Below are 23,184 nucleotides of genomic sequence, written 5' to 3'. Positions count from 1 at the left end.
ACGGTGCATTGCATGGATCAATGCGCGGTGGCGGCAATGCCGTCGGCGCGGTGGTCGACGCCATCACGGCGGTCGAGGCGGCCACTGAGCACGGTCAGCGCGTAGGCCAGTACGACCACCAGCGCGCCCAGCCAGGGCGTATGCATCAGGCCGATGTGCTCCACCACCAGACCGCCCAGCGAGGCGCCCAGGGCGATGCCGACGTTGAACGCGGCAATGTTCAGGCCCGATGCCACGTCGGTGGCCTGCGGTGCATAGCGCTGCGCCTGCTTGACCACGTAGACCTGCAGGCCGGGCACGTTGCCGAATGCCACCGCACCCAGCGCCAGCACCGTCAGCAGCATCAACCAGGTGTTGTAGGCAGTGAACGTGAGCACGAACAGCACCAATGCCAGCAGTCCGAAGATGCGCTTCAGCGCGGGCACCGGACCCAAGCGGTCGGCCATGCGCCCGCCCCACAGGTTGCCGATCGCCACCGACACGCCGTACACCAGCAGCACCAGGCTCACGGCGTTGGCCGGAAGGCCGGTGACGTCCTGCAGGATCGGCGCCAGATAGGTGAAGGCCAGGAAGGTGCCACCGTAGCCCAGCGCGGTCATCGCATAGACCAGCAGCAGGCGTGGCTGGCCGAGCACGGCAAGCTGCTGGCGGAGGCTGGCCGGCGCACTCTGCGGCAGGTTGCGCGGTACGAACAGCAGCGCGCCGATCAGGGCGACCACGCCGAGGCCGGCTACCGCCAGGAAGGTCGCGCGCCAGCCCAGATGCTGGCCGATGAAGGTGCCCAGCGGCACGCCGGTCACCAGCGCCACGGTCAGGCCGGTGAACATGATGGCGATCGCGCTGGCTGCCTTCTCCTTCGGTACCACGGCGGTGGCGATGATCGCGCCGATCGAGAAGAACACGCCGTGCGCCAGGCCGGTGAGGATGCGGGCGATGATCAGCGAGGTATAGCCGGGTGCCATCCAGGCGACGACATTGCCGAGCGTGAACAACACCATCAGCGCCACCAGCAGTTGCTTGCGCGGTACGCGTCCGGTCAGCGCAGTCAGCACCGGCGCACCGATGGCCACACCCAGCGCGTACAGCGAGACCAGCAGGCCGGCCGAGGGCAGGCTGACCTGCAGGTCGCCGGCGATGGTCGGGATCAGGCCGACGATGACGAATTCGGTGGTGCCGATGGCAAAGGCACCGAGGGTCAACGCCAGCAGGGCGAGGGGAATGCCACGGATCATGACAGGGTCCAGCAGGAGGAAGAGGCTGCGCAGTCTGCGCCGCCGACCTTTGCTGAAAAACCGGTCTTCACGCCAATCACTATTGCCGTGCAGTCAATAATAGGGGCATGAAGACCACTCTCGATGAAATGCAGGCGTTCCTTTCGGTGATCGACAGCGGTTCGATCAGTGCTGCCGCCGAGCAGCTGGGGCAGACGCCCTCGGGTGTGAGCCGCGCGCTGGGGCGGCTGGAGGACAAGCTGGGGATCACCCTGCTGACCCGCACCACCCGCCGCCTGCACCTGACTGCCGAGGGCGAGGCGTTCCTGCGCCATGCGCGCGCGATCATCGATGCGGTGGAATCGGCCGAGGAACAGATGGCGGCGCGCCGCGAACGCCCGGCGGGGCGCCTGCGCGTGGATGCGGCGATGCCGTTCGTGCTGCACGTGATCGCGCCGCTGGTGGCCGGCTATCGCGCGCGTTACCCGGAAGTGCAGCTGGAACTGAACAGCTCCGACCGCTACATCGACCTGCTCGAACGGCGCACCGATCTGGCGATCCGGATCGGCCCGCTGGCCGACTCCACCCTGCATGCGCGGCTGCTGGGCCGCTGCCAGCTGCGGCTGGTGGCCAGCCCGGACTACCTGGCCAGGCACGGCGAACCGGCCAGCGTCGCCGCGCTGGGCCAGCACACGCTGGTCAGCTTCAACGAGCCGGAATCACTCAACCGTTGGCCGCTGCCCGGAGAGTCGGATGGGCTGCTGCTGGTGCGGCCGGATATCGCCGTGTCCAGTGGCGAGACGTTGCGCCGGCTGGCGGTGGAAGGTGTGGGCATCACCTGCCTGTCCGACTTCGTCACCGATCGCGACCGCAGCGCCGGCACCCTGGTGCAGGTGCTGGCGGGGCAGACGCTGGATGTGTACCAGCCGATCCATGCGGTGTACTACCGCAACACCGCCGTATCGTCGCGGATCAGCTCGTTCGTGGATTACCTGGCCGACGCGATGGCGCAGAGCGACTACGTGCGCTGAGGTTGCCGGCCAGCGGCCGGCACTACCGCATGCGCCGGTGGGCGCGGCTGCGCTGGTGGGTGCGGACCGTTGGTCCGCACTGATCCTGCCGTCGCCCGACCAACGGTCGGGCGCTACCCATACTGGGGCGGACGCTGCCGGCCAGCGGCCGGCACTACCGCACGCGCCGGTGGGCGCGGCCGCTCTGGTGGGTGCGGACCGTTGGTCCGCACTGATCCTGCCGTCGCCCGACCAACGGTCGGGCGCTACCCATGTGGCGGCGGACGCTGCCGGCCAGCGGCCGGCACATCGCACGGGTGGTACCGCCCGCTGGCCGGCAACCGGATCACTCAGGCCGCACGCGCCAACGCGTCCTTCGCTGCCGCCGTGGTCGACAGATCGAACACATCCACCGCATCGATCAACCGGTTCGCCTGTTGTTCCAGGCTGCGTGCGGCGGCACTGGCTTCCTCCACCAGCGCGGCGTTCTGCTGGGTGGTGCCATCCATCTGGATCACGGTCTGGCTGACCTGCTCGATACCCGCGCTCTGCTCCTGCGAGGCCGCCGAAATCTCGGCCATGATGTCGGTCACGCGCTGCACCGATGCCACGATCTCGGCCATGGTGTCACCGGCCTCGCGCACGCGCTGCGCGCCGTGGCCGACCTGCTCAACCGAGGCTTCGATCAACGCCTTGATCTCCTTCGCGGCCGCCGCCGAGCGCTGCGCCAGCGTGCGCACTTCACTGGCGACCACCGCGAAGCCGCGGCCCTGTTCGCCGGCCCGCGCGGCTTCCACTGCCGCGTTCAGCGCCAGGATGTTGGTCTGGAATGCGATGCCATCGATCACGCTGATGATCTCGGCGATCTGCCGTGACGAGGTCTCGATCGCACCCATCGTCGCCACCACCTGGCCGACCACGCTGCCGCCCTGCGAGGCGACCGTGTGCGCGCCGATCGCCAGCTGGTTGGCCTGGCGTGCATGCTCGGCGTTCTGGCGCACGGTGGAGGTCAGTTCTTCCATCGACGCGGCGGTTTCTTCCAGATTGGCCGCCTGCTGCTCGGTACGGCGCGACAGATCATTGTTGCCGGCGGCGATCTCTGCAGCCGCAGTGTGGATGTTGCCGGAGGCGTGCTTGATGTCGGTGACGATGGTCGCCAGCTGCGCGGCGGTGGTGTTGGCATCGCCGGCGATGCGCGCGAAAACGCCCTGGAAATCGCCATGCATGCGCGCGCCGAGGCGGCCATCGGCAATCGCGCGCAGCATGCTGGAGACCTCGCCGAGGTTCAGTTCGGTCGTCTGCATCAATCGGTTCAAGCCGTCGACCATCGCGCGGAAGTCATGCTCGAAGCGCGCGCTGTCGCCACGCTGGCCGAAGTCACCCATGGCAGCGGCTTCGGCCAGGCGGCGGATCTCGCCATTGATCATGCCGAGATTGACCTTGGCGGTATCCAGTGCGTCGGTGATCACTGCCTTCTCGCCGGGCAGGCGTTCCATGTCCTGGCTGAGGTCGCCGATGGCGTAACGGCCCATGATCGCAATCGCGCGCAGCTTTACCTGGATGTGCGCATCGACCAGCGCGTTGCTGTCGGCCACCATCGTGCCGAACGCGCCGGGGAAGGCACTGGCATCCATGCGGTGGCTGATGGTGCCGGCGTCATGCGCCTGTGCCATCGTGGCCTGTGCATCGAGCACACCGCGCAGCGTGGACTGCACCGCCTGCATGGCCTGCGCGAGGCGACCGATCTCATCGCGGCTGCGCACCTGCACAACATGCTGCAGATCACCGGCGGCCACTGCACGCGCAGCGGCTTCCACCGCCAGCACCGGCTGCACCACCGCACGCCGCAGCCACCAGCCCAGGCCCATCAGCAGCAGCACGGCGGCCAGCACGGTCAGCGCCGCGCACAGCAGCAGCGTCTGCCGCGCCTGCTGCGAACGGGCCGCTACCGCCGCTTCGGCCACCTGCGTGGCGTGCGTACTCAACGCATCCAGCGCGGTTGCCACCGGGCGGTCCTTGCCCCGCACGAGGTTGTCGCCGGCGGCGGGATCGTAGCTGGCCTCGGCGAACGCCTGCAGCGCCGCGTGATAGTCCTGCTGCAGCTGCGCGTGCAGGCCGATGAAGGCCTGCGCCAGTTCGCGCGTGCGTGCATCCGGGCTGCTGACCAGGCCCTTGGCCAGCTGCTCGACCAGACGACCCTCGCTGTCGAAGGCGTCCAGGTGGCGTTGGCGCAACGCGTCGTCGTGGCCGCGCAGCAGCACGTTCTTCCATTCCTGCACCTGGCCGCGGAACTCGCGCTGCAGGCGTTCGGCATCGCGGCTGTGCGCGACTTCGGGTGGAACCTCGGTGGACAACTTCAACCAGGCGGAGGCCAGGCCGGCCAGAGCGCACAGCAGGACCACAGCCAGACCAACAGAAACCGCGCCGAGCAGCTTGGACTGCAGGCGCGGAGCACGGACAGACGCATTCATGTGGAAGGACTCTCGGGAAGGGGCACTGCGGTATCGACCCGATGCGCACACCCTGAAGTGAGATGCGCATCACATTCGCGTTTCGTTTAGTGATGTGAAGGAGATGTTTCATAGGACAGATGTGTCCATATGGAACGAAAGCAGACCCTCGACAGAGGAATTAAATGTAACTAATGTTGTTACATGAAATCCGCGAACCCACTCTCCGACGCCCTGCACGTGATGGCGCACCTGGTCGGCCATACCGCCCCGCGCACGTCCGAACAGCTGGCGTCCTGCCTGCCGACCCATCCGGTGGTGATCCGTCGTCTGCTGGCACAGCTGCACAAGGCCGGCCTGGTGCGCAGCACCCGTGGTCACGGCGGCGGCAGTCAGCTGGCACGCGATGCCGCGGCGATCACCCTGCATGACATCTATCTGGCGGTGGGAGCACCGCCGCTGGTCCAGGTCGGCGCTCGCGATTCCGGCGGTGGCTGCCCGATCCAGCAGCTGGTCAACAGCGCCCTGCTCGAAGGCGCACGCGAGGCGCAGCGGCTGCTTGAGCAGCGCCTGCAGGCGACCACGCTGGACCAGCTCGGCGCCGACTTCGCCCGCCATCTTGCCCATCACCGTTCCCTGGAAGGTCACCATGAATCCTGATGTGCTCATCGTCGGCGGCAGCTACGCCGGCATTGCCGCCGGCCTGATCCTGGCCCGTGCCCGTCGCCCGGTCACCGTCATCGATGCCGGTTCACCGCGCAATCGTTTTGCCAGTCATTCGCACGGGGTGCTGGGGCTGGATGGCATCAGTGGCGCCGAGCTGCTGAAGACCGCGCGTCAGCAGCTGCTGGACTACCCCACGGTGCGTTGGGTGCATGCCGAAGTGGAGCACGCCCGCACCACCGCCGAAGGCGTGGAAGTGCGTACCGCCGATGGCCAGGTGCTGGCCGCGCGCAAGCTGCTGCTGGCCAGCGGCATCGCCGACCAGCTGCCGGAACTGCCCGGACTGGCCGAGCGCTGGGGCAGCACCGTGCTGCACTGCCCCTACTGCCACGGCTATGAAGTCGGTGGTGGTGCCATCGGCCTGCTCGGCGGCCATCCGATGTCCGCCAGCAAGGCGCCGCTGTTCGCCGATTGGGGCAATGTCACGTTCTTCAGCATGGGTCTGGAGATCACCGATGAGGAACGCGCCGCCATGCAGCAGCGCGGCGTGCACATCGAGACGTCACCCGTGCTGGGTGTGCAGGGCGATCAGCCGACCTGGCTGGAAGTGGAGCTGGCCGACGGTCGCCGCATCGCACAGCGTGCGCTGTTCGTGCCGGCCACCCAGGCGATGGCCACGCCGCTGGTGCAGCAGCTGGGGTGCACATTGGTCGAGAGCCCGCTGGGGGTGCTGATCGAGGTCGACATGATGAAGCAGACCTCGGTGCCGAACGTGTACGCCGCAGGCGATGCGACCACGGTCGGCAACATCACCCTGGCCACCGCCGAGGGCGTGCGTGCGGGGATCGGCGTGCATCATGCGCTGGTGGCCGAGGACAGCGTGCCGCGCTGACCCCCGACGCGACGTGCTGCTCTGGTAGATGCCGACCTTGGTCGGCGCCGTTTCATCCACGCATGGCGTGGATCTACTGCAGGGTGGTCGGGCACCATTGAGGCACGGTGGGTGCCGGCCGAGGCCGGCACCGTTCCATCATCCCTTCACGCACAGCACCTGGTGCAGCGTGTGCACCACGTCGACCAGGTCGAGCTGCGCCGCCATCACGTCGTCGATCGACTTGTACGCGGCCGGCGATTCATCCAGCACGCCGCTGTCCTTGCGGCATTCCACATGCGCGGTGGCCTCGCGGTGCTGGGCCAGCGTGATCTGCTGCCGCGCAGTGCCACGGCTCATCACCCGGCCGGCACCGTGGCTACAGCTGTGGAAGCTGTCCGCGTTGCCCTTGCCACGCACGATGTAGCTGCGCGTGCCCATGCTGCCGGGAATGATGCCCAGCTCGCCCTCGCGCGCACTGACCGCACCCTTGCGCGTCACCAGCAGCTCCTGGTCGTGGTGCGTCTCCTTCTGCACGTAGTTGTGATGGCAGTTCACCGCCATCGTTGCCAGTTGGAACTTCGGCAGGCGATGGCGCATCTCGGCCAGCACCCGCGACATCATTGCCTCGCGGTTGTGCCGGGCGTAGTCCTGCGCCCACGACACTGCTTCGACGTAGTCATCGAACAGCGGCTCGCCTTCCATGAAGAACGCCAGGTCCTTGTCTGGCAGGTGGAAGCCGAGCACACGGCGCGCAAGCTCTTCGCGCGCCTTCTCGATGAAGTAGGTGCCGATCAGGTTGCCGGTGCCGCGAGAACCGCTGTGCAGCATCACCCACACCGTGTCCGTCTCGTCCAGGCACAGTTCGATGAAGTGGTTGCCGCCGCCCAGCGTACCCAGCTGGCGGTCGAGCTTGTCGGTGCGGATCCTGCGGTGCTTGTCCTTGATGTTCTCCAGGCCGGCGGCCAGCCCGGACTGCACCAGCCGCGTATGGATGCTGTCGGGCATGCGGTGGTGCTCGCCGCCACGGCCGTTGCCGACCGGGATGCTGCGCTCGATGCTGTTGCGCAGCTGCCGCAGGTCATCGGGCAGGTCGTTGGCACGCAGCGTGGTACGCACCGCGGCCATGCCGCAGCCGATGTCGACGCCGACCGCGGCCGGGATGATCGCACCGCGGGTCGGGATCACCGAGCCCACGGTCGCGCCCTTGCCCAGGTGCACGTCCGGCATCACGGCCACCCACGGCCCGACGAACGGGATCGCGGCGATGTTGCGCAGCTGCTCATGCGCCTGCGCTTCCAGCGGCACACCGTTGACCCAGCCCTTGATCGGCGTGGTGCCCTCGGCGTGCAGCCATTGATAGTTGTGTTGAGTGTCCATGTCTTCGTGTTTGTCCTTGATGGGCCGGCGGCGCGTCCCTGCGCCGCCGCGACCCCTACCTGATCGTCACCAGCTGCTTCAGCACGCCATCCAGGCCGCCGAACACGGTGAGCTTGTCGATCTTCTCGGTGACCTTCTCCAGTGCCTCCAGCTCCTTCAAGCGCATCAGCACCGGGTTGTCCTCGATCAGCTTTGCGGTGTTGAGCTGCGAACGCGTGGCGTTGGCCTCTTCGCGACGGCGGATCACGCTGGCCTGGGCCTGCTTCTCGGCCAGCACCACACCGTTGAGGATCTCCTTCATCTCACCCGGCAGGATCACGTCCTTGATGCCCACGCCGAGCAGCCGCACGCCGTGGCCCTCGATCGCCGCCTGCACATGGGCGGCGATCTCGCCGTCCAGTGCCGCCTTGTCACCCAGCAGCTCGTCCAGGCTGCGCGCGGCAATCGCCTGGCGCAGGCCGAACTGCAGCTGCCGGTAGACGAACTCGTCGGCATTGCTGAGCGTTCGGTGTGCACGCACCGGGTCGACCACCTGCACGGTCGCGGCCAGGTTCACCCGCAGGGTCACCTTGTCGCGGCTGAGCAGTTCCTGGCCGGACACGTCCAGCGAACGCGCACGCAGCTCCACACGCTCCACCGACACGTTGCCGTTGAAGTTCCAGAACGCGTGCAGGCCGGCGTCCAGCGTCTGTCGCAGCGTGCCATCGATGAACAGCAGGCCGACCGACTCGCTTGGCACGGTGCTGATCACCGCCACACGCGGCAGCACGCCCAACTGGCCCAGGCGCTGCTGCACGTCCGCCGGAATGCGCGGCTCGTCACCCAGCGCCATCACGCGCACCTGGGTGTCGACCGAACCCCGCCAGTACAGACGGCGGCTGCCCGGCGGCAGCACTTCATCGATGCGGCCGTTGCGCAGCAACAGGCCGACCTCGCTGGCGCCGACGTTGGCCAGCACGAAGTGCGTGTCCAGCTCGGTGCCCAGCGCTTCGATCAGGCTGTCCTGGTCGCTGCCGGTATAGGCCGCGCCCTTCGATGCGGTGTGGATGTCCACGTGCGGGCGGCCGCCGAACGGCGACAGGCGGTGCACGCCCGGCAGCAGGATCTGCTGGAAACGACGGTTGCGATACACCAGGCCGCGCTCGCCGTCGCCGATCACGACCTTGATGGTCCAGAACATGGGAGTCTCTCCTTGTATGGCTCTGGTGGTTCGACCCGATGGAATGAATGCCATGACCCGGGCCGATCAGATCGTGGCAGGGCTGGCTGCACACCTTGTGCAGCTGGCGGAAGAGGGCGGCCATCGGGGAACGGTCCACGCGCGGAGCCTTCGGTGCACCGGCACTGCTGCCATCGTCGTTCCCGGCAGGCAGCACCGGTGCGGAACGTGGCTGGCAGTGGCGGCGGGCCGGGGCCCGGCGTGCGGTCCGTTGCCTTCCACGTTCCTGCCCGAAGGCGTTGTCCGTGGACGGCGGCGATGGCCGCTGGGGCTTGCGCCCCGGGTGTTGCTTCAAGTCATGACGTGACAGGTCATGTGGTTTGGAGTGGGAATCGAACCCACGACAGACGGATTAGGGATCCGTTGCTCTGACCAAGCTGAGCTATCCAGTTGGGGACCGCGCGGAATCGAACCGCGTACCGGCGAACCGATGCCTGCTTCCAGCAGGCGATCCAGGCGATGGCATGTCCGCGACCTCCGGCATACGCCACGGCAACGCCGCGCGCACCAGCCCGTGGTGGAAACGGGACCGTTGGAGAATCGAGGGTGCAGGCCATCGACATTATCGCGAGCGATAATGTTTGGATGCGATGCAGATAATGTCCAGGCGTCGCCACTCGCGCGAAGTAAATCCTTCGGCGGAGCGGAAAAAACCTGTGTCAGTGAGCGGCGGGTTGCCGCGCGGGGTGCAGTTCTGGCATCGCGGGTCCTTGTGCCGACGCAAACGAAAACGCCCCCGGGACTTGCGTTCCGAGGGCGTCGTCAAGCCTCGGAGATCGGGGTGGCCGATCTCCGCAGGGCGGGTATCAGGCCGTTGTCAGCTGGTCTTCCTTGCTGAACGCGCGCGCCAGCACGTCCATGCGCAGGCATGGCAGCAGTTTGGCGATGGCGACGGAATGCGCGTTCAAGGGAAGTTTCCAGTGGTTGTTGAAACGAGGTGCGCACGATAAACCACGATTTACTCGCGCGCAACCATTTTGTTCAATTATTTTCTTCTTTACCGCGCAATGCCGGCCAGCGGCCGGCACTACCGGGTCTCAAGCTTCCGCGCTGGCGGCATCCAGTTGTGCGACATCCTGCACGCTCAGCGACACGTTGGCTGCGGCCAACAGATCGTGCAGCTGCTCGACGCTGGTGGCGCTGACGATCGGCGCGGTGATCGACGGCCGTGCGATCTGCCACGTCAGTGCGATCTGCGCGGCACTGGCGCTGTGCTTGCTGGCCACGTCATCCAGCGCCTGCAGGATGCGCAGGCCACGCGGATTCAGATAGCGCTTCACCACGTTCTCGCCACGTGCCGGGCTCTTGGCCGCATCGGCCGGCGTGCGGTATTTGCCGCTGAGGAAGCCGCTGGCCAGGGCGTAGTAGCCGATCACGCCGATCTGTTCGCGCTGCACCAGCGGTTCCAGCTCCTTCTCGTAGCCGGCGCGGTCGTACAGGTTGTACTCCGGCTGCAGGGTTTCGTAGCGTGGCAGTTTGTAGTCGGTGGATACCTTCAGCGCATCGGCCAGGCGCGTGGCGCTGTAGTTGGAGGCACCGATGGCGCGCACCTTGCCGGCTTCGATCAGGCGGCCGAACGCGGCCAGGGTTGCTTCCAGCGGCGTCGACTCGTCATCCTCATGGGCCTGGTACAGATCGATCACGTCGGTCTGCAGGCGGCGCAGCGAATCCTCGACCGCGGCATTGATGTTGTCCGGGGTCAGGCCGGGGCGCTCGGCCCACTTGGCCACCTTGGTCGCCAGCACCACCTTGTCGCGCTTGCCGCTGCGGGCAAACCACTTGCCGATCAGCGTTTCCGATTCGCCGCCGGCATTGCCCGGCACCCACGCCGAATACACATCGGCGGTGTCGACCAGGTTGAAGCCGGCATCGACGAAGGCATCGAGCAGGGCGAAGCTGGCCTTCTCATCGGCGCTCCAGCCGAACACGTTGCCACCGAAGGCGAGCGGACGTACATGCAGGCCGGAACGGCCCAGTTCGCGGGTTGCCGTCATGGGCACGGACTCCTTGGGGGAAGTGCTCCAGAATAAAACGCGTTGTGTGACCGTGCTGCGGCGGTGACCACAAAACAGTGTTCCGCGATACGCACGCAGCTAACGTTTTGTGAACACCTGGGACGCCGCGGCTGCTAGTCTCGCCGCATCTTCCGCTGGAGTCGCTCCGATGATGCCTGCTTCGTCCCTGCGTGGTTGCCGCCTGCTGCTTGCTTCGGCCCTGCTTGCCGCTGTTCCCGCGTTCGCCGCACCGGCCACGGTGGCACCGGCGAAGATCCAGGTGTCACCGGCCATCGATGCGGCGGTGAAGGCGTCGACCCGTGATGCCAACAACGTCAAGCGCGATGGCTTCCGTCATCCGGCGCAGACGCTGTCGTTCTTCAAGGTGACGCCGGAAAAGACCGTCATCGAGATCACCCCCGGCAACGGCTGGTACTCGGAGATCCTGGCGCCGCTGCTGCAGGACAAGGGCCACTATGTTGCCGCCGTGGTCGACCCGATGGCGGTGCCCGAGGGCCGCGGCCGTGACTACCAGCAGCGCAGCCGCGACAGCCTGGAAAAGAAGTACGCCGGTGCACCGGCACAGTTCGGCAAGACCGCCGTGGTCGCCTACGATCCGGCCAAGCCGGTGTTCGGCCCAGCCAGTTCAGCCGACGTGGTGCTGACCTTCCGCAACGTGCACAACTGGCGCAAGGCCGGCCAGGCGCAGGGCATGTTCCAGGGCTTCTTCAACGTGCTCAAGCCGGGCGGCGTGCTGGGTGTGGTTGAGCACCGCGCCAAGGCCGACGTGGCCGATGACGATGACACCGGCTATGTCGGCCAGCAGCAGGTGATTGCAATGGCCGAAGCCGCCGGCTTCAAGCTGGACGCGCGCAGCGAGGTCAACGCCAACCCGCGCGACACCAAGGACCACCCGAACGGCGTGTGGACGCTGCCGCCGACCAACCAGCACGACAAGGCAGATGATGCGAAGTACCAGGCCATTGGCGAAAGCGACCGCATGACCCTGCGCTTCATCAAGCCGTAAGAGGGGTGCCGGTCAGGACGGCCGACATCGTTCCTGCTCGGCTCATCGCGCGTAGCGCGGCGCATGGCTGGTCCCAAGACCGGCCATGCGCCGGAATTCGATCGTATGCAAGGACATGAATTGTTGAAGAAGGTCTTTTACATCGCTGTCGCGGTGCTGGTGCTGGGGCGGTTGATCGATTTTGTGTTCTACGGTGGTCATGCCCACGATCTGATGGCGACGGTAGGGTTTGCCGTGCTGTTCGCGGGTGCCCTTCTGGAGGAACGTTCGCGCAGGGCCGACCCGCCGGCCGCAGGCCTGCGGCGGCGGGCCAATGTCATCGCCGCGTGCGGCATCGCACTGGTGCTGGGCTCGTTCCTGCTGGAATGGAAGGTTTTCGGCTGAGCCGGCCGAGATTGGGGCGGCAGGAAAGCGCAGCCGCAACCACGCTCACCGCGCGCAGCGCAACGTATGGCTGGCCCCAGGTCCGGCCATGCGCCGGAGTCCAATCGAACTCAAGGACATGGACCGTTGAAGAAGGTGCTGTATATCGTCATCGCGGTGCTGGTGCTGCCGCGGCTGTATGACTTTGTGTACCACGGTGGGCATGCTTACGACCTGCTGGGAGCGACGGGTTTTGCGGTGCTGTTCTTTGGCGGGGTGCTGGACGAACGCGCCCGCATGACCAGTCCGCCACCCGCGGCGCTGCGTCGCCGGGCCAATGTCGTCACGGCATGCGGTTTCGTGTTGGTGCTGGGGTCGTTCCTGCTGCAGTGGAAGGTATTCGGCTGAGCCCTTCGTGTTCGTGGTCGCAGGAAAGCGCAGCCGGGCATGGGCTATGCCGGCCGACTTGACCGGCACCTTTCGAGCCGCCGCACGCGGCATGGGACAATGCCCCACCCGCCGCCTGCCGTGCCCGCAATGCTGATCGCCTTCAACAAGCCCTTCAACGTGCTCTGCCAGTTCACCGACCGCAGCGTGCCGCCGCGGCCGACCCTGGCCGGGTTCGGCCTGCCGCCGCGCGTGTATGCCGCCGGTCGCCTGGACCATGACAGCGAAGGCCTGCTGCTGCTGACCGACAACGGTACGCTGGCGCACAAGCTGACCGACCCGAGGCACAAGGCTGACAAGACCTACTGGGTGCAGGTGGAAGGCATGCCCAGCGACGAACAGCTGCAACAGCTGCGCGACGGCGTGGTGCTCAATGACGGGCCGACCCTGCCGGCGAAGATCGAGCGCCTCGATCCGGCGCCGTCGCTGTGGACACGCGATCCGCCGGTGCGCTTCCGCAAGACCGTGCCCGACGCCTGGCTGGCGATCACGATCCGGGAAGGCCGCAACCGGCAGGTCCGGCGGATGACCGCGGCGGTGAGCCTGCCGACGCTGCGGCTGGTCCGCGTGTCGATGGGGCCTTACCGGCTGGACGACCTGCAGCCGGGGCAGTGGCGGCAGATCGGTTGATGCAGAAAGGGCCGGATACCTTCCGGTGTCCGGCCCTCATGTAGTGCCTTGGGGTCAGAGTCCTTCCTGTGGAAAGGATCCGACCCCGGCAGGCTCAGGCGTCGCTGCCGATATCGCTGTGCTCGTCCACCACGGTGTCGTTGCGGCGGTCACGTGCGTTGATCCGCTGCGCCTGCCCATTCACCACGTGGCCATTGGCGGCCTTCTTCTTCTGCTGCTTGCGGTACAGCGCGTAGCCGAGCAGGCCTACACCGACCGCAGCGGCGGCCACGGCCACTGCCGGATTGCGGCGCACGAACTTGGTTGCGGCCTTGCCGCCGGTCTTCACTGCGCCGATGGCGGCGCCGGTCTTGATCCAGTCCGCATTGCGCAGGCTGCCACCGGCGCTCTTCAGGCCATCGCCGGCGGTGTGGGCCAGCTCCAGGGCGCGCTCCAGAGCGCGGTCGGTGATTACGGTCAGCTTGCTCATGCGGGGGTCCTTTGCCTCGGGTCGAAGTCCAGTGTCGCGTGTTGCCCGTAAACGGTATGTCAGTCGAGGTCACACGTGGCGTGACTTTACCGCAGCCATTCAGGATCAGGCAGGGTCCGCAGCCGGCCCCACCGGTCAGGTCCCGCGCGGCTTGGCCCGATGGGTGGCCGTCGCCGTCCACGGGTCATCCGGCCACGGATGGCGCGGGTAGCGGCCCTTCATTTCCTTTTTCACTTCCGCGTAGGTGTTTTCCCAGAAATTGCGCAGGTCCTGGGTGACCTGCAGTGGGCGGCCACCGGGCGAGAGCAGGTGCAGGGTAAGCGGCACGCGGCCGTCGGCGATGCGCGGGGTGTCAGCCAGGCCGAACAGTTCCTGCAGCTTCACCGCCAGCACCGGCGGCAGCGGTTCGCCGCTCTCGCTGTCCAGCGCGTAGGTGATCGGCCGCTCCAGCCCGGAGGGCACGGTGATGCGGGTCGGTGCATGACGCTCGACCAGCTGACGCTGTGACCACTCCAGGGGCGACTTCAGCGCTTCGCCGAAGCTGGACTCGTCCAGCGCATCCAGGCGCGTCTTGCCGGCGAACGCAGGCTGCAGCCATTGCGCACGCGTGGCCAGCAGGGCGTCGTCGCTGCAGTCGGGCAGGCCGAGTTCGGGCATCCAGCGCCGCAGCGACTCCACGCGTGCCTGCCATTGGCGCAGGCCTTCGGTCCACGGCAGCGCCTGCAGGCCGAGTTCGGCCACCGCGTCGGTCAGCGCCTGTGCGGCGTGCTGCGGATCAACCCGCCCGGCCGAGCGGCTGTCCAGCACGATGCGGTCGAAACGGGTCTCGCGCAGTGCCACCAGGGCGCGACGCTCGCTGTCCCAGCGCACCACATCCTCGGTCACGAAGCGCTCCGGCCACGCCTTGCGCAGCTGGCCCTCGTCCACCGGTGCGGCACGCAGCAGCAGCGCGTCGCGTGCCTCGAAGCGCAGTTCACTGGCTACCAGCCACGGCTCGCCACGCAGGTCGCTCAGCTCGTGCAGGCGTGCGCTGCGACCGTTGGCCAGCAGGTAGCGCAGTGGGTCGCTGGGGTGCTGGACACCGATGCGGTCGGGGAAGGCGTGCGCGAGCAGGTCACCGAGTTCATGGGCTTCGATGCTGGCCGGCGGTGCGGCATCGCAGCGCAGGCGGCGACGCCATTGTTTGGCGGCGGCATCGATCGCGGCCAGGCCGCTGCGGTTGGCGTCGCCCGGTGCGCGGCCATTGCGGAATGCCGCCAGCGCACGCCAACGCGCGGCCAGCGCATCACCGCCCTGGCGCAACGGATCGCGCGCCTCCAGCAGGGCGGCCAGATCGGCGGCCAGCGCCTGTGCGCGGGCATCGGACGCGGCCAGCAGCATCGCCGCCATCCGCGGATGCGTGCCCAGCGCCAGCACACGGCGGCCAAGTGCGGTGATCGCACCGCTGCTGGACAGCGCGCCGAGCCGCTGCAGCAGTTCGCGGGCGGCACCCATCGGGCCGGCCGGTGGCGGATCGAGGAAGCGCAGGTCGCTGCTGCCCCAGGCGGCCAGTTCCAGCGCCAGTCCGGCCAGCTCGACCTGATCGATTTCGGCGCGGCGCTGCGGCTCCAGCCGCTGCGACTGCGGCCACAGCCGCCACGCCACGCCCTCGGCGACACGGCCGGCGCGGCCCGCGCGCTGGTCGGCCGATGCCTGCGCGATGGCCACCACGTCCAGCCGGGTGAAGCCGCTGTTGGGGTCGTAGCGCGGCTCGCGCGCCTGGCCGCTGTCGATCACCACGCGCACGCCCGGCAGCGTCACCGAGGACTCGGCCACGTTGGTGGCCAGCACCACGCGCCGACGACCATCACTGGCCGCCTGCAGGACCCGCGCCTGCTGCTCCACCGGCAGTTCACCGTGCAGGGCCAGCACTTCGACGCCGGCATCCAGCGATTCCTGCAGCCCGGCCTGCACCCGCGCGATCTCGCGCTGGCCGGGCAGGAATACCAGCAGGTCACCCGGGTGCTCGGCCAATGCCTGCTGCACCGCGCGGCGAACCTGCAGTTCCAGCGCCTCATCGCGGCGCGCCGGGAAATGGCTGACCGTCACCGGGTAGCTGCGGCCTTCGCTGCTCAGCCGCGGCGCATCGAGGAAGCGTGCCAGCCGTTCGCCATCCAGCGTTGCCGACATCACCACCAGGCGCAGGTCATCGCGCAGCTGTGCCTGCACGTCCAGCGCCAGTGCCAGGCCGAGATCACCGCTGAGGTGGCGTTCGTGGAATTCGTCGAACAGGATCGCGCCGACCTCTTCCAGCATCGGGTCGTCCTGCAGCATGCGGGTCAGGATGCCTTCGGTAACCACCTCGATGCGGGTGCGCGACGAGACCTTGTTCTCGAAGCGGATGCGGTAGCCGACGGTGCCGCCCACCTCTTCGCCCAGCTGCCGCGCCATGAACAGCGCGGCGCTGCGTGCGGCGACCCGGCGCGGTTCCAGCAGGATGATCTTCCGCCCCTGCAGCCACGGTGCATCGAGCAGCGCCAGCGGCACCTGGGTGGTCTTGCCGGCGCCGGGCGGTGCCTCCAGCACCAGTCGTGGCTGCGCGGCGAGGTGCTGCTGGATCTGCGGCAGCAGCGGGGAAATCGGGAAGAGCGGGGCGTTCATGTGCAAAGGATAAAGGGCCATGGCAGCCGCAGGTACAATGCGCGGGCACTTTTCCCCCGCGATGACCATGCACCTGATCGATATCGGCGCCAACCTGACCCACGACTCCTTCGACCGCGACCGCGATGCCGTGCTGGACCGCGCGCGCCAGGCCGGCGTGGTGCAGATGGTCATTACCGGCGCCAGCCGCGAGCACTCGCCGCTGGCCGTGCAGCTGGCGCAGCAGCATCCTGGTTTCCTGTATGCCACCGCCGGCGTGCACCCGCACCACGCTGTGGAATACACCGAGGAATGCGATGCCGAGATGCGCGCGCTGCATGCGCACCCGGAAGTGGTGGCGGTGGGCGAGTGCGGGCTGGACTACTTCCGTGACTTCTCGCCGCGCCCGGCCCAGCACCGTGCGTTCGAGCGCCAGCTGCAGCTGGCCGCGGACAATGGCAAGCCCCTGTTCCTGCACCAGCGCGACGCGCATGCCGATTTCATGGCACAGATGAAGAACTTCGAAGGTCGCATCGGCCCGGCGGTGGTGCATTGCTTCACCGGTGAGCGTGACGAGCTGTTCGACTACCTGGACCAGGATTGGTACATCGGTATCACCGGCTGGTTGTGCGACGAACGCCGTGGCGCGCACCTGCGCGAACTAGTGAAGAACATCCCGGCCAACAGGTTGATGATCGAGACCGACGCACCGTACCTGCTGCCGCGCACGTTGAAGCCGATGCCGAAGGACCGCCGCAACGAACCGATGTTCCTCTCGCACATCGTCGAGGAACTGGCGCGCGATCGGGGCGAAGACGTGGCGGTAACCGCAGCCAATGCGACTGCGGCGACGCGTACGTTCTTCCGCCTGCCCGACGCGGGTTGATCAGGTAGTGCCGGCCGCTGGCCGGCAGCAGCATGAACGCCGCAAACATCGCGCGGTTGCCGGCCAGCGGCCGGCACTACCGGAGCAGGTCGCGCAGGCCCTCACGGTAGCTGGGGAAGCGCGGCTCCCAGCCCAGCGCCTCGCGCGTACCGGTGCTGTCGATGCGCTTGTTGCTCTCGTAGAAGCGCCGCAGCGTCGGGCTGAGTGCAGGGTCGTCCCATGCCACTGCAGGTGGCATCGCAAAGCCGCCCAGCTGCGCGGCGAAGGCCAGTACCTCCTGCGATGGTGCCGGCTCGTCATCGGCTGGCAGATACAGCCCATCCACGCACGGCCGCTGCATCGATGCGATAACGACCGTTGCCAGGTCATCCACGTGCAGGCGGTTGAACACCAACCCTGGACGCACTACGTGGCGCGCACGTCCCTGTGCCAGCTGCAGCAGCGCATTGCGTCCCGGCCCGTACAGGCCGGGCAGGCGGAATACCGCCGAGGCGATACCGCGCTGCTCCGCCAGCGCACGCCACTGGTCCTCGGCGCGTCTGCGTTGCATGCCGGTCGTTTCAGTGGCATCGGCCACGCTGGTTGCGTTGATCCAGCCGCCGGCCCGATCGGCATAGACCGACGTGGATGACAGATAGCCCACCCAGTGAAGTGCTGGACTTTCCTGCAGTGCCGGCAGCAACAGACGCAGTGCCGGGTCACCCTCGGCATCGGGCGGCACGCTGCACAGCACGGCCTCGGCCTGCGCGATCTCACCGAGCAGAGCGGGCGATGGCGTGTCGTCGGCACGTAGCTGATGGCGCAGCAGGCCATCGTGCGGTGCTGATGCCAGGTCGCGCACCGTGCCGACCACGTGTACGCCCAACGCCCGCAGATGCGTGGCCAGCACGCACCCGCTCCAGCCCATGCCGAGGATCAACACCCGCGCGGGCAGGGCGTTGGCCTGCGTCGTATCGCTCACGCGCTGCGCAGCGCCTGGTAGGCCTGCAGGCTGCTGTAGGCGACCTGCAGCAGCAAAGCTTCCTGGTCGGCCTTGCGCGCGCGCGCCAGCATGTCGCCGACGATCTGCTCGGCTTCCACCTGCTGGCCGGCTTCCAGGTCTCGCAGCATCGATGCCTTCAACGCAGAGCCCGCCTGGGTGAGGGTGCCGCGTGCGGTGTCCTGCGCGGCATCAGGAATCGGTTCACCGGCAGCCTCGGCCACGGCCAGGCACTCGTCGTACAGGCCACGCACGATCGCCTCGCCATCATCGGTGGCGACGATGCTGCCGATATCCGCGCGCAGCAGGCAGGTCGCGGCGGCCAGCGCGGTCAGGAAGGTGTACTTGATCCACTGTTCCTGGCCGATGTGCTCGCTGGCCAGGTGATCGAGGTTGGCCTGCGCGCAGGCGGCGGCGAAGGCACGCATGCGTTCTGAGATGGCACCGCCGTCGCGCTCGCCGAAGGTGAGCTTGGCCGGCTTGCCCAGGTGCAGCACGGCGCCGTCGGGGGCCTTGGTGGCGCTGATGAAGCATAGGCCACCGAGCACAGCGTCGCGGCCGAAGCGCAGGTCCAGCGCGTTGTAGTGATGCAGGCCGTTGAGGATCGGCAGCACGGTGGTGTTTGCGCCCACGGCCGGAGCGATGGCATCGATTGAGCTGTCCAGGTCGTAGGCCTTGCAGCTGAGGATGACCAGGTCGAACGGCTTCTGTGCGGCCAATGCGGGTAGCGCATCGGCGGTGACGTGCTGCACCGGGAAGCTGGCATCGCCGAGTGGGCTGCGGATGACCAGGCCGTCGCGGTCCAGCTGGGCGGCGCGTGCGGGGCGCACGAGGAAGGTCACATCTACGCCGGCCTGAGCCAGGCGACCGCCGAAGTAACCGCCGGTACCGCCGGCGCCGAGGATCAGGATGCGCATTGCACGTTCACCGTTTTCTGGGGAATCAGGAGTGCGATTGTGCCGGAGATTGCGGCCAACGGCGGAGCCCCTCGTGGTGGAAGAAGCACAAGCCGTGCCTGGTCGGGCGGTCCGGGTGCGCGGGGGACGCCGCAAGTACGTCCGTGTAGGCTTGGCCGCCGCATCCATGCGGCGGACACCCCCGCGCACCCGGACCGCCCGACCCCTGACAGTTTCCGGGTGCGGCCACCACGGAAGACAGATCAGGAGCGAAAGCGGGTCGCTCGCTGCGCTCGCTCGTGTGGAGCGGTGCTCAGGGCAGTTGTTCGCTGAAGTCTTCGGTGTAGCCCAATAGCAGTGTGGTGCGGTTGGCCAGCGTTGCAGCCAGTTGTGACCACGTGTCGTGCGTTCCGGCCGCGTAGACGCGCTGCAGGTCCGCGACCAACGCGCTCGCCTCTGCAGGCGACGGTGCGCGGTCGCGCTGGAAACCGAGCCACGATGCGCCGAGTCCGAACAGACGGTAGTCGTAGCGCTCCTGCAGATGCCGGATCAGGGCGTGGTTCTGGAAGATGTCCCAGTCCGCGCTGAAGTAGCCGTTGGGCAGGGCGGCGATCAGCAGGTCATCACGGGTCACGGGCACCTGCTGCACGCAGACCACGTCATCGATGATGAGATCCGGCTTCGCATTGGCGGCGACCAGCGCCTCGATGTCTTCGTCGCTGCACATCAACGTACCCGCCAGCGCTGTCCACTGCAGCCGATGCGTGGAATGCTCAAGCTGCGCGACGACGTGCGCCAGCAACCGCCCGCGTGCCGCCAACGCATCTTCCGGCGTCGCCGGGTCTTCGTCCTCGTACAGCGCGATGCGTTCGTCATCGGACGCGTGCATGCTGGTGTAGCGGCACTGGCCGACATCGTCGAGCGTGCATAGATAACGATGAAGGGGATCAGCCGCCTGCAGCGAGGCCAGGCAACCGAGCACCTCATCCAGCGTAGGCGAATCGCTCAGCAGGACGTGGCTGAACGCATCGATCGGACCATCCGACACGGCCTTGTCCAACGGAATGGAAGTGATCTTCATCGCCACAGCCTAGCCGTAATCCGAAACGAAAAGAGCCAAGCATCGGCTTGGCTCTACAGGAACGTTTCATCCACGCATGGCATGTATCCATCGTGTCGACCAAGGTCGACACCTACCAACAGCGACCGGAAACTGTCAGGGGTGGGGCGGTGTGGGGGTGCAGGACCGTTGGCGCCATGGATGGCGCCATCGAGCCCCCACGGACGGGTTTACGGCGTGTCCTGCACCCTCACACCGCCCCGCCCAACTCGTGATGCTTCCGCCTTGGCTGTTGCTGTTGCCGGCCAGCGGCCGGCACTACCACTGCAGGTGCAGGTGCAGGTGCAGGTGCAGGGCCGCAGGCCCGCAGGCCCTGCAGGCACCCCTCAGCTGCGCATGCCCACGCCACGGCGCAGCAGCCACAGCGCCAGCGCCGTCAGCACCACCACGAAACCGATCATCAGCGCATACGCCACCACCACCGGCACATCGCTGCTGCCCAGCAGGCCATAGCGGAATGCATTGACCATGTAGAAGATCGGATTCGCGTGCGTGGCGGCCTCGGCCCAGCCCGGCAGCAGCTTCACCGAATAGAACACGCCACCCAGGTAGGTCAGCGGGGTCAGGATGAAGGTCGGCACGATCGCCACGTCATCGAACTTCTTCGCATACACCGCGTTGATGAAACCGGCCAGCGAGAAGATCGTCGCACCCAGGATCACCGTGGTCAGCATCACCAGCGGGTGCGGGATGCGCACCGGGGTGAAGAACATCGCGATGATCAGCACGATCACGCCCACCATCAGGCCGCGCAGCACCGCACCGGCCACGTAGCCCCACAGGATCACCCAGTTCGGCATCGGGCTGACCAGCAGCTCTTCCACGTGGCGGCCGAACTTGGCGCCGAAGAACGAGGAGCTGATGTTGCCGTAGCTGTTCTGGATCACGCTCATCATCACCAGGCCCGGCACGATGAACTGCATGTAGGTGTAGCCGCCCATGTCCCCCACGCGCGACCCGATCAGGTTGCCGAAGATCAGGAAGTACAGGGTCATGGTGATCGCCGGCGGCACCAGGGTCTGGCCCCAGATGCGCATGATGCGGGCGACTTCGCGGCGCACGATGGTCATCAGTGCGACGCGGTTGCGCTGGCCGTCGGTCAGCTCGGTGGTGCTCATGCAGGCTTCTCCAGGTTGCCGGTGAGGCGCACGAACAGCTCCTCCAGGCGGTTGCTCTTGGTACGCATCGAACGCACACGGATACCGGACTCGTTGAGCGTGGCAAACACGCGGTTGAGGTCCATTGCGCGCGGCATGTCGATGTCCAGCGTGTGCGGGTCCGGTGCGGTCAGCGTCGCGCCCTCGATCACCGGCAGCTGCGCCGGCAGGTCACCGTCGATGTCCAGCAGGAAGCCTTCCACGTCCAGCTTGGCCAGCAGGGTGCGCATCGGCCCCTGCTCGACGATCTGGCCATGATTGATGATCGCCAGGTGGCGGCACAGGTACTCGGCTTCTTCCAGGTAGTGCGTGGTGAGGATGATCGTGGTGCCGGCGGCGTTGATCTCCTTCAGCACGCGCCACATGTCGCGGCGGATCTCGATGTCCACGCCGGCGGTCGGCTCATCCAGGATCAGCAGGCGCGGGCGGGTCATCATCGCGCGGGCGATCATCAGCCGGCGTTTCATGCCACCGGACAGCGTACGGCTCATCACCTGTGCCTTTTCCCACAGGTGCGCCCGCTTCAGTTCCTCTTCGGCACGCTGCTCGGCTTCCTTGCGCGGCACGCCGTAGAAACCGGCGTAGTTCACCAGGATGTCGAAGGGCTTTTCGAACAGGTTGAAGTTGATCTCCTGCGGCACCAGCCCGATCAGGCGCATGGTGGCGCTGCGGTTGCGCACCAGGTCGCTGCCGAACACTTCCACCTGGCCCTCGCTGAGGTTGACCAGGGAGCTGATGATGCCGATCAGGGTGGACTTGCCGGCACCGTTGGGGCCGAGCAGGGCGAAGAAGTCGCCCGGGGCCACTTCTAGGGAAACGCCCTTCAGGGCCTGGGTGCCGTTGTCATAGGTCTTGCGCAGGTCGCGCACGCGCAGGGCGGGCGCCGTATCGTTCTGGGATGCCAAGCTCGAAGCCTTCGCGCCCATGGGCTGGCGCTGGAGAGGGGCGGGGAGGGGCTATTATAGAAGACCCCGAGGGCTTGCCCCGGCTACACACTGTCCCGAAAAGTCGTGCCTGTTCAATTCCCCCTCAAGCTGGTCGGCTGCCGCATGCTGGCCCCGACCGTCGGCCACTACCAGTTCGTGCGTGACGATGGGCAGCCGCTGGATTTCCAGCCCGGCCAGTTCATCCAGGTCCATTTCAGCTACGCCGACGGCACCGAAACCAAGCGCAGCTACTCGCTGGCGACCATCCACGACCACGCGCTGGGCCCGGGCGAGGCGGTGGATATCGCGGTCAGTTTCGTCCCCGGTGGCGCCGCCACGGCCCTGTTCGAGGCGCTGGAGCAGGGCGGCCAGATCAGTGCGTCCGGCCCCTATGGCCGGTTCTGCCTGAACCCCGGTGATCACAACGCCCGCTACCTGCTGATCGCCACCGGCACCGGCGTTACCCCGTACCGCTCGATGCTGCCGCTGCTGGAAACGGCCATGGCCGAGCGCGGCGTGCAGATCGTGCTGCTGCAGGGCGCGCGCAGCCCGGGCGAGCTGCTGTATAGCGAAGATTTCTACAGCTTCGCCGAAAAACACCCGAACTTCCGCTATGTTCCATGCCTGTCGCGCGAACTGCCGGCTGATCCGCACCCGGACGTGCAGCACGGCTACGTCCAGCAGGCGCTGGCCGGCTTCACCCCGGACCCGGCCACCGACATCGCCTACCTGTGCGGCAACCCGGACATGGTCGATGCCTGTGCCGAACTGCTGAAGGCCGCTGGCCTGGGCAACCCGCAGATCCGCCGCGAGAAGTACGTCAGCAGCAAGTAAGTCAGGGTAGTGCCGGCCGCTGGCCGGCAACCG

General features: G+C 67.3%; 21 protein-coding genes and 1 tRNA gene. 9 read left to right on the top strand and 13 right to left on the bottom strand.

Features of this window, described 5'->3' with window-relative positions; genetic code table 11:
• Positions 1-17: 17 nt before the first annotated feature.
• Complete coding sequence (locus ACZK13_RS20255) at positions 18-1,232, bottom strand: MFS transporter (protein ID WP_134951296.1); 1,215 nt, start codon at positions 1,230-1,232, stop codon at positions 18-20.
• 107 nt (positions 1,233-1,339) lie between these two features.
• Between ACZK13_RS20255 and ACZK13_RS20250 the strand changes: the two genes are divergently transcribed.
• On the top strand, positions 1,340-2,242 hold the full coding sequence (locus ACZK13_RS20250) for a LysR family transcriptional regulator (protein ID WP_049398665.1): 903 nt from the start codon (positions 1,340-1,342) through the stop codon (positions 2,240-2,242).
• A 329-nt stretch (positions 2,243-2,571) separates the two neighbouring features.
• Here ACZK13_RS20250 and ACZK13_RS20245 read toward each other — a convergent pair whose 3' ends face one another.
• Positions 2,572-4,692, bottom strand: a complete 2,121-nt coding sequence (locus ACZK13_RS20245; protein WP_253143680.1) for a methyl-accepting chemotaxis protein — start codon at positions 4,690-4,692, stop codon at positions 2,572-2,574.
• Positions 4,693-4,875: 183 nt separating this feature from the next.
• Between ACZK13_RS20245 and ACZK13_RS20240 the strand changes: the two genes are divergently transcribed.
• Both ACZK13_RS20240 and ACZK13_RS20235 read left to right on the top strand, forming a co-directional pair.
• Entirely contained in the window at positions 4,876-5,331 is a 456-nt protein-coding gene (locus tag ACZK13_RS20240) for an Rrf2 family transcriptional regulator (protein WP_253143681.1), read from the top strand.
• On the top strand, positions 5,321-6,226 hold the full coding sequence (locus ACZK13_RS20235) for an NAD(P)/FAD-dependent oxidoreductase (RefSeq protein WP_049398662.1): 906 nt from the start codon (positions 5,321-5,323) through the stop codon (positions 6,224-6,226). The genes ACZK13_RS20240 and ACZK13_RS20235 overlap by 11 nt, the downstream gene beginning before the upstream one ends.
• Positions 6,227-6,364: 138 nt before the next feature.
• Here the strand turns inward: ACZK13_RS20235 and ACZK13_RS20230 are convergent, their stop codons facing one another.
• The 4 genes from ACZK13_RS20230 to ACZK13_RS20215 all read right to left on the bottom strand — a co-directional run bounded on the left by ACZK13_RS20230 (position 6,365) and on the right by ACZK13_RS20215 (position 10,798).
• A complete protein-coding gene (locus tag ACZK13_RS20230; protein ID WP_253143682.1) occupies positions 6,365-7,585 on the bottom strand; it encodes an RtcB family protein in 1,221 nt (406 codons plus the stop codon).
• A gap of 55 nt (positions 7,586-7,640) precedes the next feature.
• On the bottom strand, positions 7,641-8,765 hold the full coding sequence (locus ACZK13_RS20225; RefSeq protein WP_049398660.1) for a slipin family protein: 1,125 nt from the start codon (positions 8,763-8,765) through the stop codon (positions 7,641-7,643).
• A gap of 355 nt (positions 8,766-9,120) precedes the next feature.
• A tRNA-Arg gene (locus ACZK13_RS20220) sits at positions 9,121-9,194 on the bottom strand.
• A 647-nt stretch (positions 9,195-9,841) separates the two neighbouring features.
• Positions 9,842-10,798, bottom strand: coding sequence for an aldo/keto reductase (locus ACZK13_RS20215; protein ID WP_253143683.1), 957 nt, complete (start codon positions 10,796-10,798; stop codon positions 9,842-9,844).
• A 169-nt stretch (positions 10,799-10,967) separates the two neighbouring features.
• Between ACZK13_RS20215 and ACZK13_RS20210 the strand changes: the two genes are divergently transcribed.
• From ACZK13_RS20210 to ACZK13_RS20195, 4 genes are all read left to right on the top strand, one after another.
• Entirely contained in the window at positions 10,968-11,825 is an 858-nt protein-coding gene (locus ACZK13_RS20210) for a class I SAM-dependent methyltransferase (protein ID WP_049398658.1), read from the top strand.
• A gap of 63 nt (positions 11,826-11,888) precedes the next feature.
• Positions 11,889-12,209 carry a hypothetical protein gene (locus ACZK13_RS20205; protein ID WP_232528148.1) on the top strand — a complete coding sequence of 107 codons (321 nt, stop codon included), beginning with the start codon at positions 11,889-11,891 and terminating at the stop codon, positions 12,207-12,209.
• A gap of 135 nt (positions 12,210-12,344) precedes the next feature.
• The gene (locus ACZK13_RS20200; protein ID WP_253143695.1) at positions 12,345-12,596 is read left to right on the top strand and encodes a hypothetical protein; all 252 of its coding nucleotides are present in this window, start codon (positions 12,345-12,347) and stop codon (positions 12,594-12,596) included.
• 129 nt (positions 12,597-12,725) lie between these two features.
• On the top strand, positions 12,726-13,265 hold the full coding sequence (locus ACZK13_RS20195; RefSeq protein WP_253143696.1) for a pseudouridine synthase: 540 nt from the start codon (positions 12,726-12,728) through the stop codon (positions 13,263-13,265).
• Between the two features lie 94 nt (positions 13,266-13,359).
• On the opposite strand, the gene ACZK13_RS20190 is transcribed toward ACZK13_RS20195, so the two are convergent.
• Both ACZK13_RS20190 and hrpB read right to left on the bottom strand, forming a co-directional pair.
• Positions 13,360-13,734 carry a hypothetical protein gene (locus tag ACZK13_RS20190; protein ID WP_019336760.1) on the bottom strand — a complete coding sequence of 125 codons (375 nt, stop codon included), beginning with the start codon at positions 13,732-13,734 and terminating at the stop codon, positions 13,360-13,362.
• 135 nt (positions 13,735-13,869) lie between these two features.
• A complete protein-coding gene (hrpB, locus tag ACZK13_RS20185) occupies positions 13,870-16,374 on the bottom strand; it encodes an ATP-dependent helicase HrpB (RefSeq protein ID WP_253143684.1) in 2,505 nt (834 codons plus the stop codon).
• Between the two features lie 67 nt (positions 16,375-16,441).
• Here hrpB and ACZK13_RS20180 point away from each other — a divergent pair, with 67 nt between their 5' ends.
• Positions 16,442-17,239 (top strand): TatD family hydrolase, encoded by a 798-nt coding sequence (locus ACZK13_RS20180; RefSeq protein WP_032129204.1) that lies wholly within the window; start codon positions 16,442-16,444, stop codon positions 17,237-17,239.
• A gap of 76 nt (positions 17,240-17,315) precedes the next feature.
• Here the strand turns inward: ACZK13_RS20180 and ACZK13_RS20175 are convergent, their stop codons facing one another.
• From ACZK13_RS20175 to ACZK13_RS20155, 5 genes are all read right to left on the bottom strand, one after another.
• Entirely contained in the window at positions 17,316-18,146 is an 831-nt protein-coding gene (locus ACZK13_RS20175) for a Rossmann-fold NAD(P)-binding domain-containing protein (protein WP_263010078.1), read from the bottom strand.
• Between the two features lie 50 nt (positions 18,147-18,196).
• Complete coding sequence (gene panE, locus ACZK13_RS20170) at positions 18,197-19,135, bottom strand: 2-dehydropantoate 2-reductase (protein WP_125895743.1); 939 nt, start codon at positions 19,133-19,135, stop codon at positions 18,197-18,199.
• Positions 19,136-19,427: 292 nt separating this feature from the next.
• Positions 19,428-20,195 (bottom strand): hypothetical protein, encoded by a 768-nt coding sequence (locus ACZK13_RS20165; RefSeq protein WP_253143686.1) that lies wholly within the window; start codon positions 20,193-20,195, stop codon positions 19,428-19,430.
• A gap of 365 nt (positions 20,196-20,560) precedes the next feature.
• Complete coding sequence (locus tag ACZK13_RS20160; RefSeq protein ID WP_253143687.1) at positions 20,561-21,352, bottom strand: ABC transporter permease; 792 nt, start codon at positions 21,350-21,352, stop codon at positions 20,561-20,563.
• Positions 21,349-22,317 (bottom strand): ABC transporter ATP-binding protein, encoded by a 969-nt coding sequence (locus tag ACZK13_RS20155; RefSeq protein WP_253143688.1) that lies wholly within the window; start codon positions 22,315-22,317, stop codon positions 21,349-21,351. Before ACZK13_RS20155 ends, ACZK13_RS20160 begins: the two co-directional genes overlap by 4 nt.
• 84 nt (positions 22,318-22,401) lie before the next feature.
• Here ACZK13_RS20155 and ACZK13_RS20150 point away from each other — a divergent pair, with 84 nt between their 5' ends.
• A complete protein-coding gene (locus ACZK13_RS20150) occupies positions 22,402-23,151 on the top strand; it encodes a ferredoxin--NADP reductase (RefSeq protein ID WP_080291795.1) in 750 nt (249 codons plus the stop codon).
• Positions 23,152-23,184: the final 33 nt, after the last annotated feature.

It is taken from the genome of Stenotrophomonas sp. 99219_Sma (assembly GCF_056480785.1).
The sequence above is the reverse complement of the archived record's forward strand: the minus strand, read 5'-3'. Positions and strand labels throughout refer to the sequence as shown.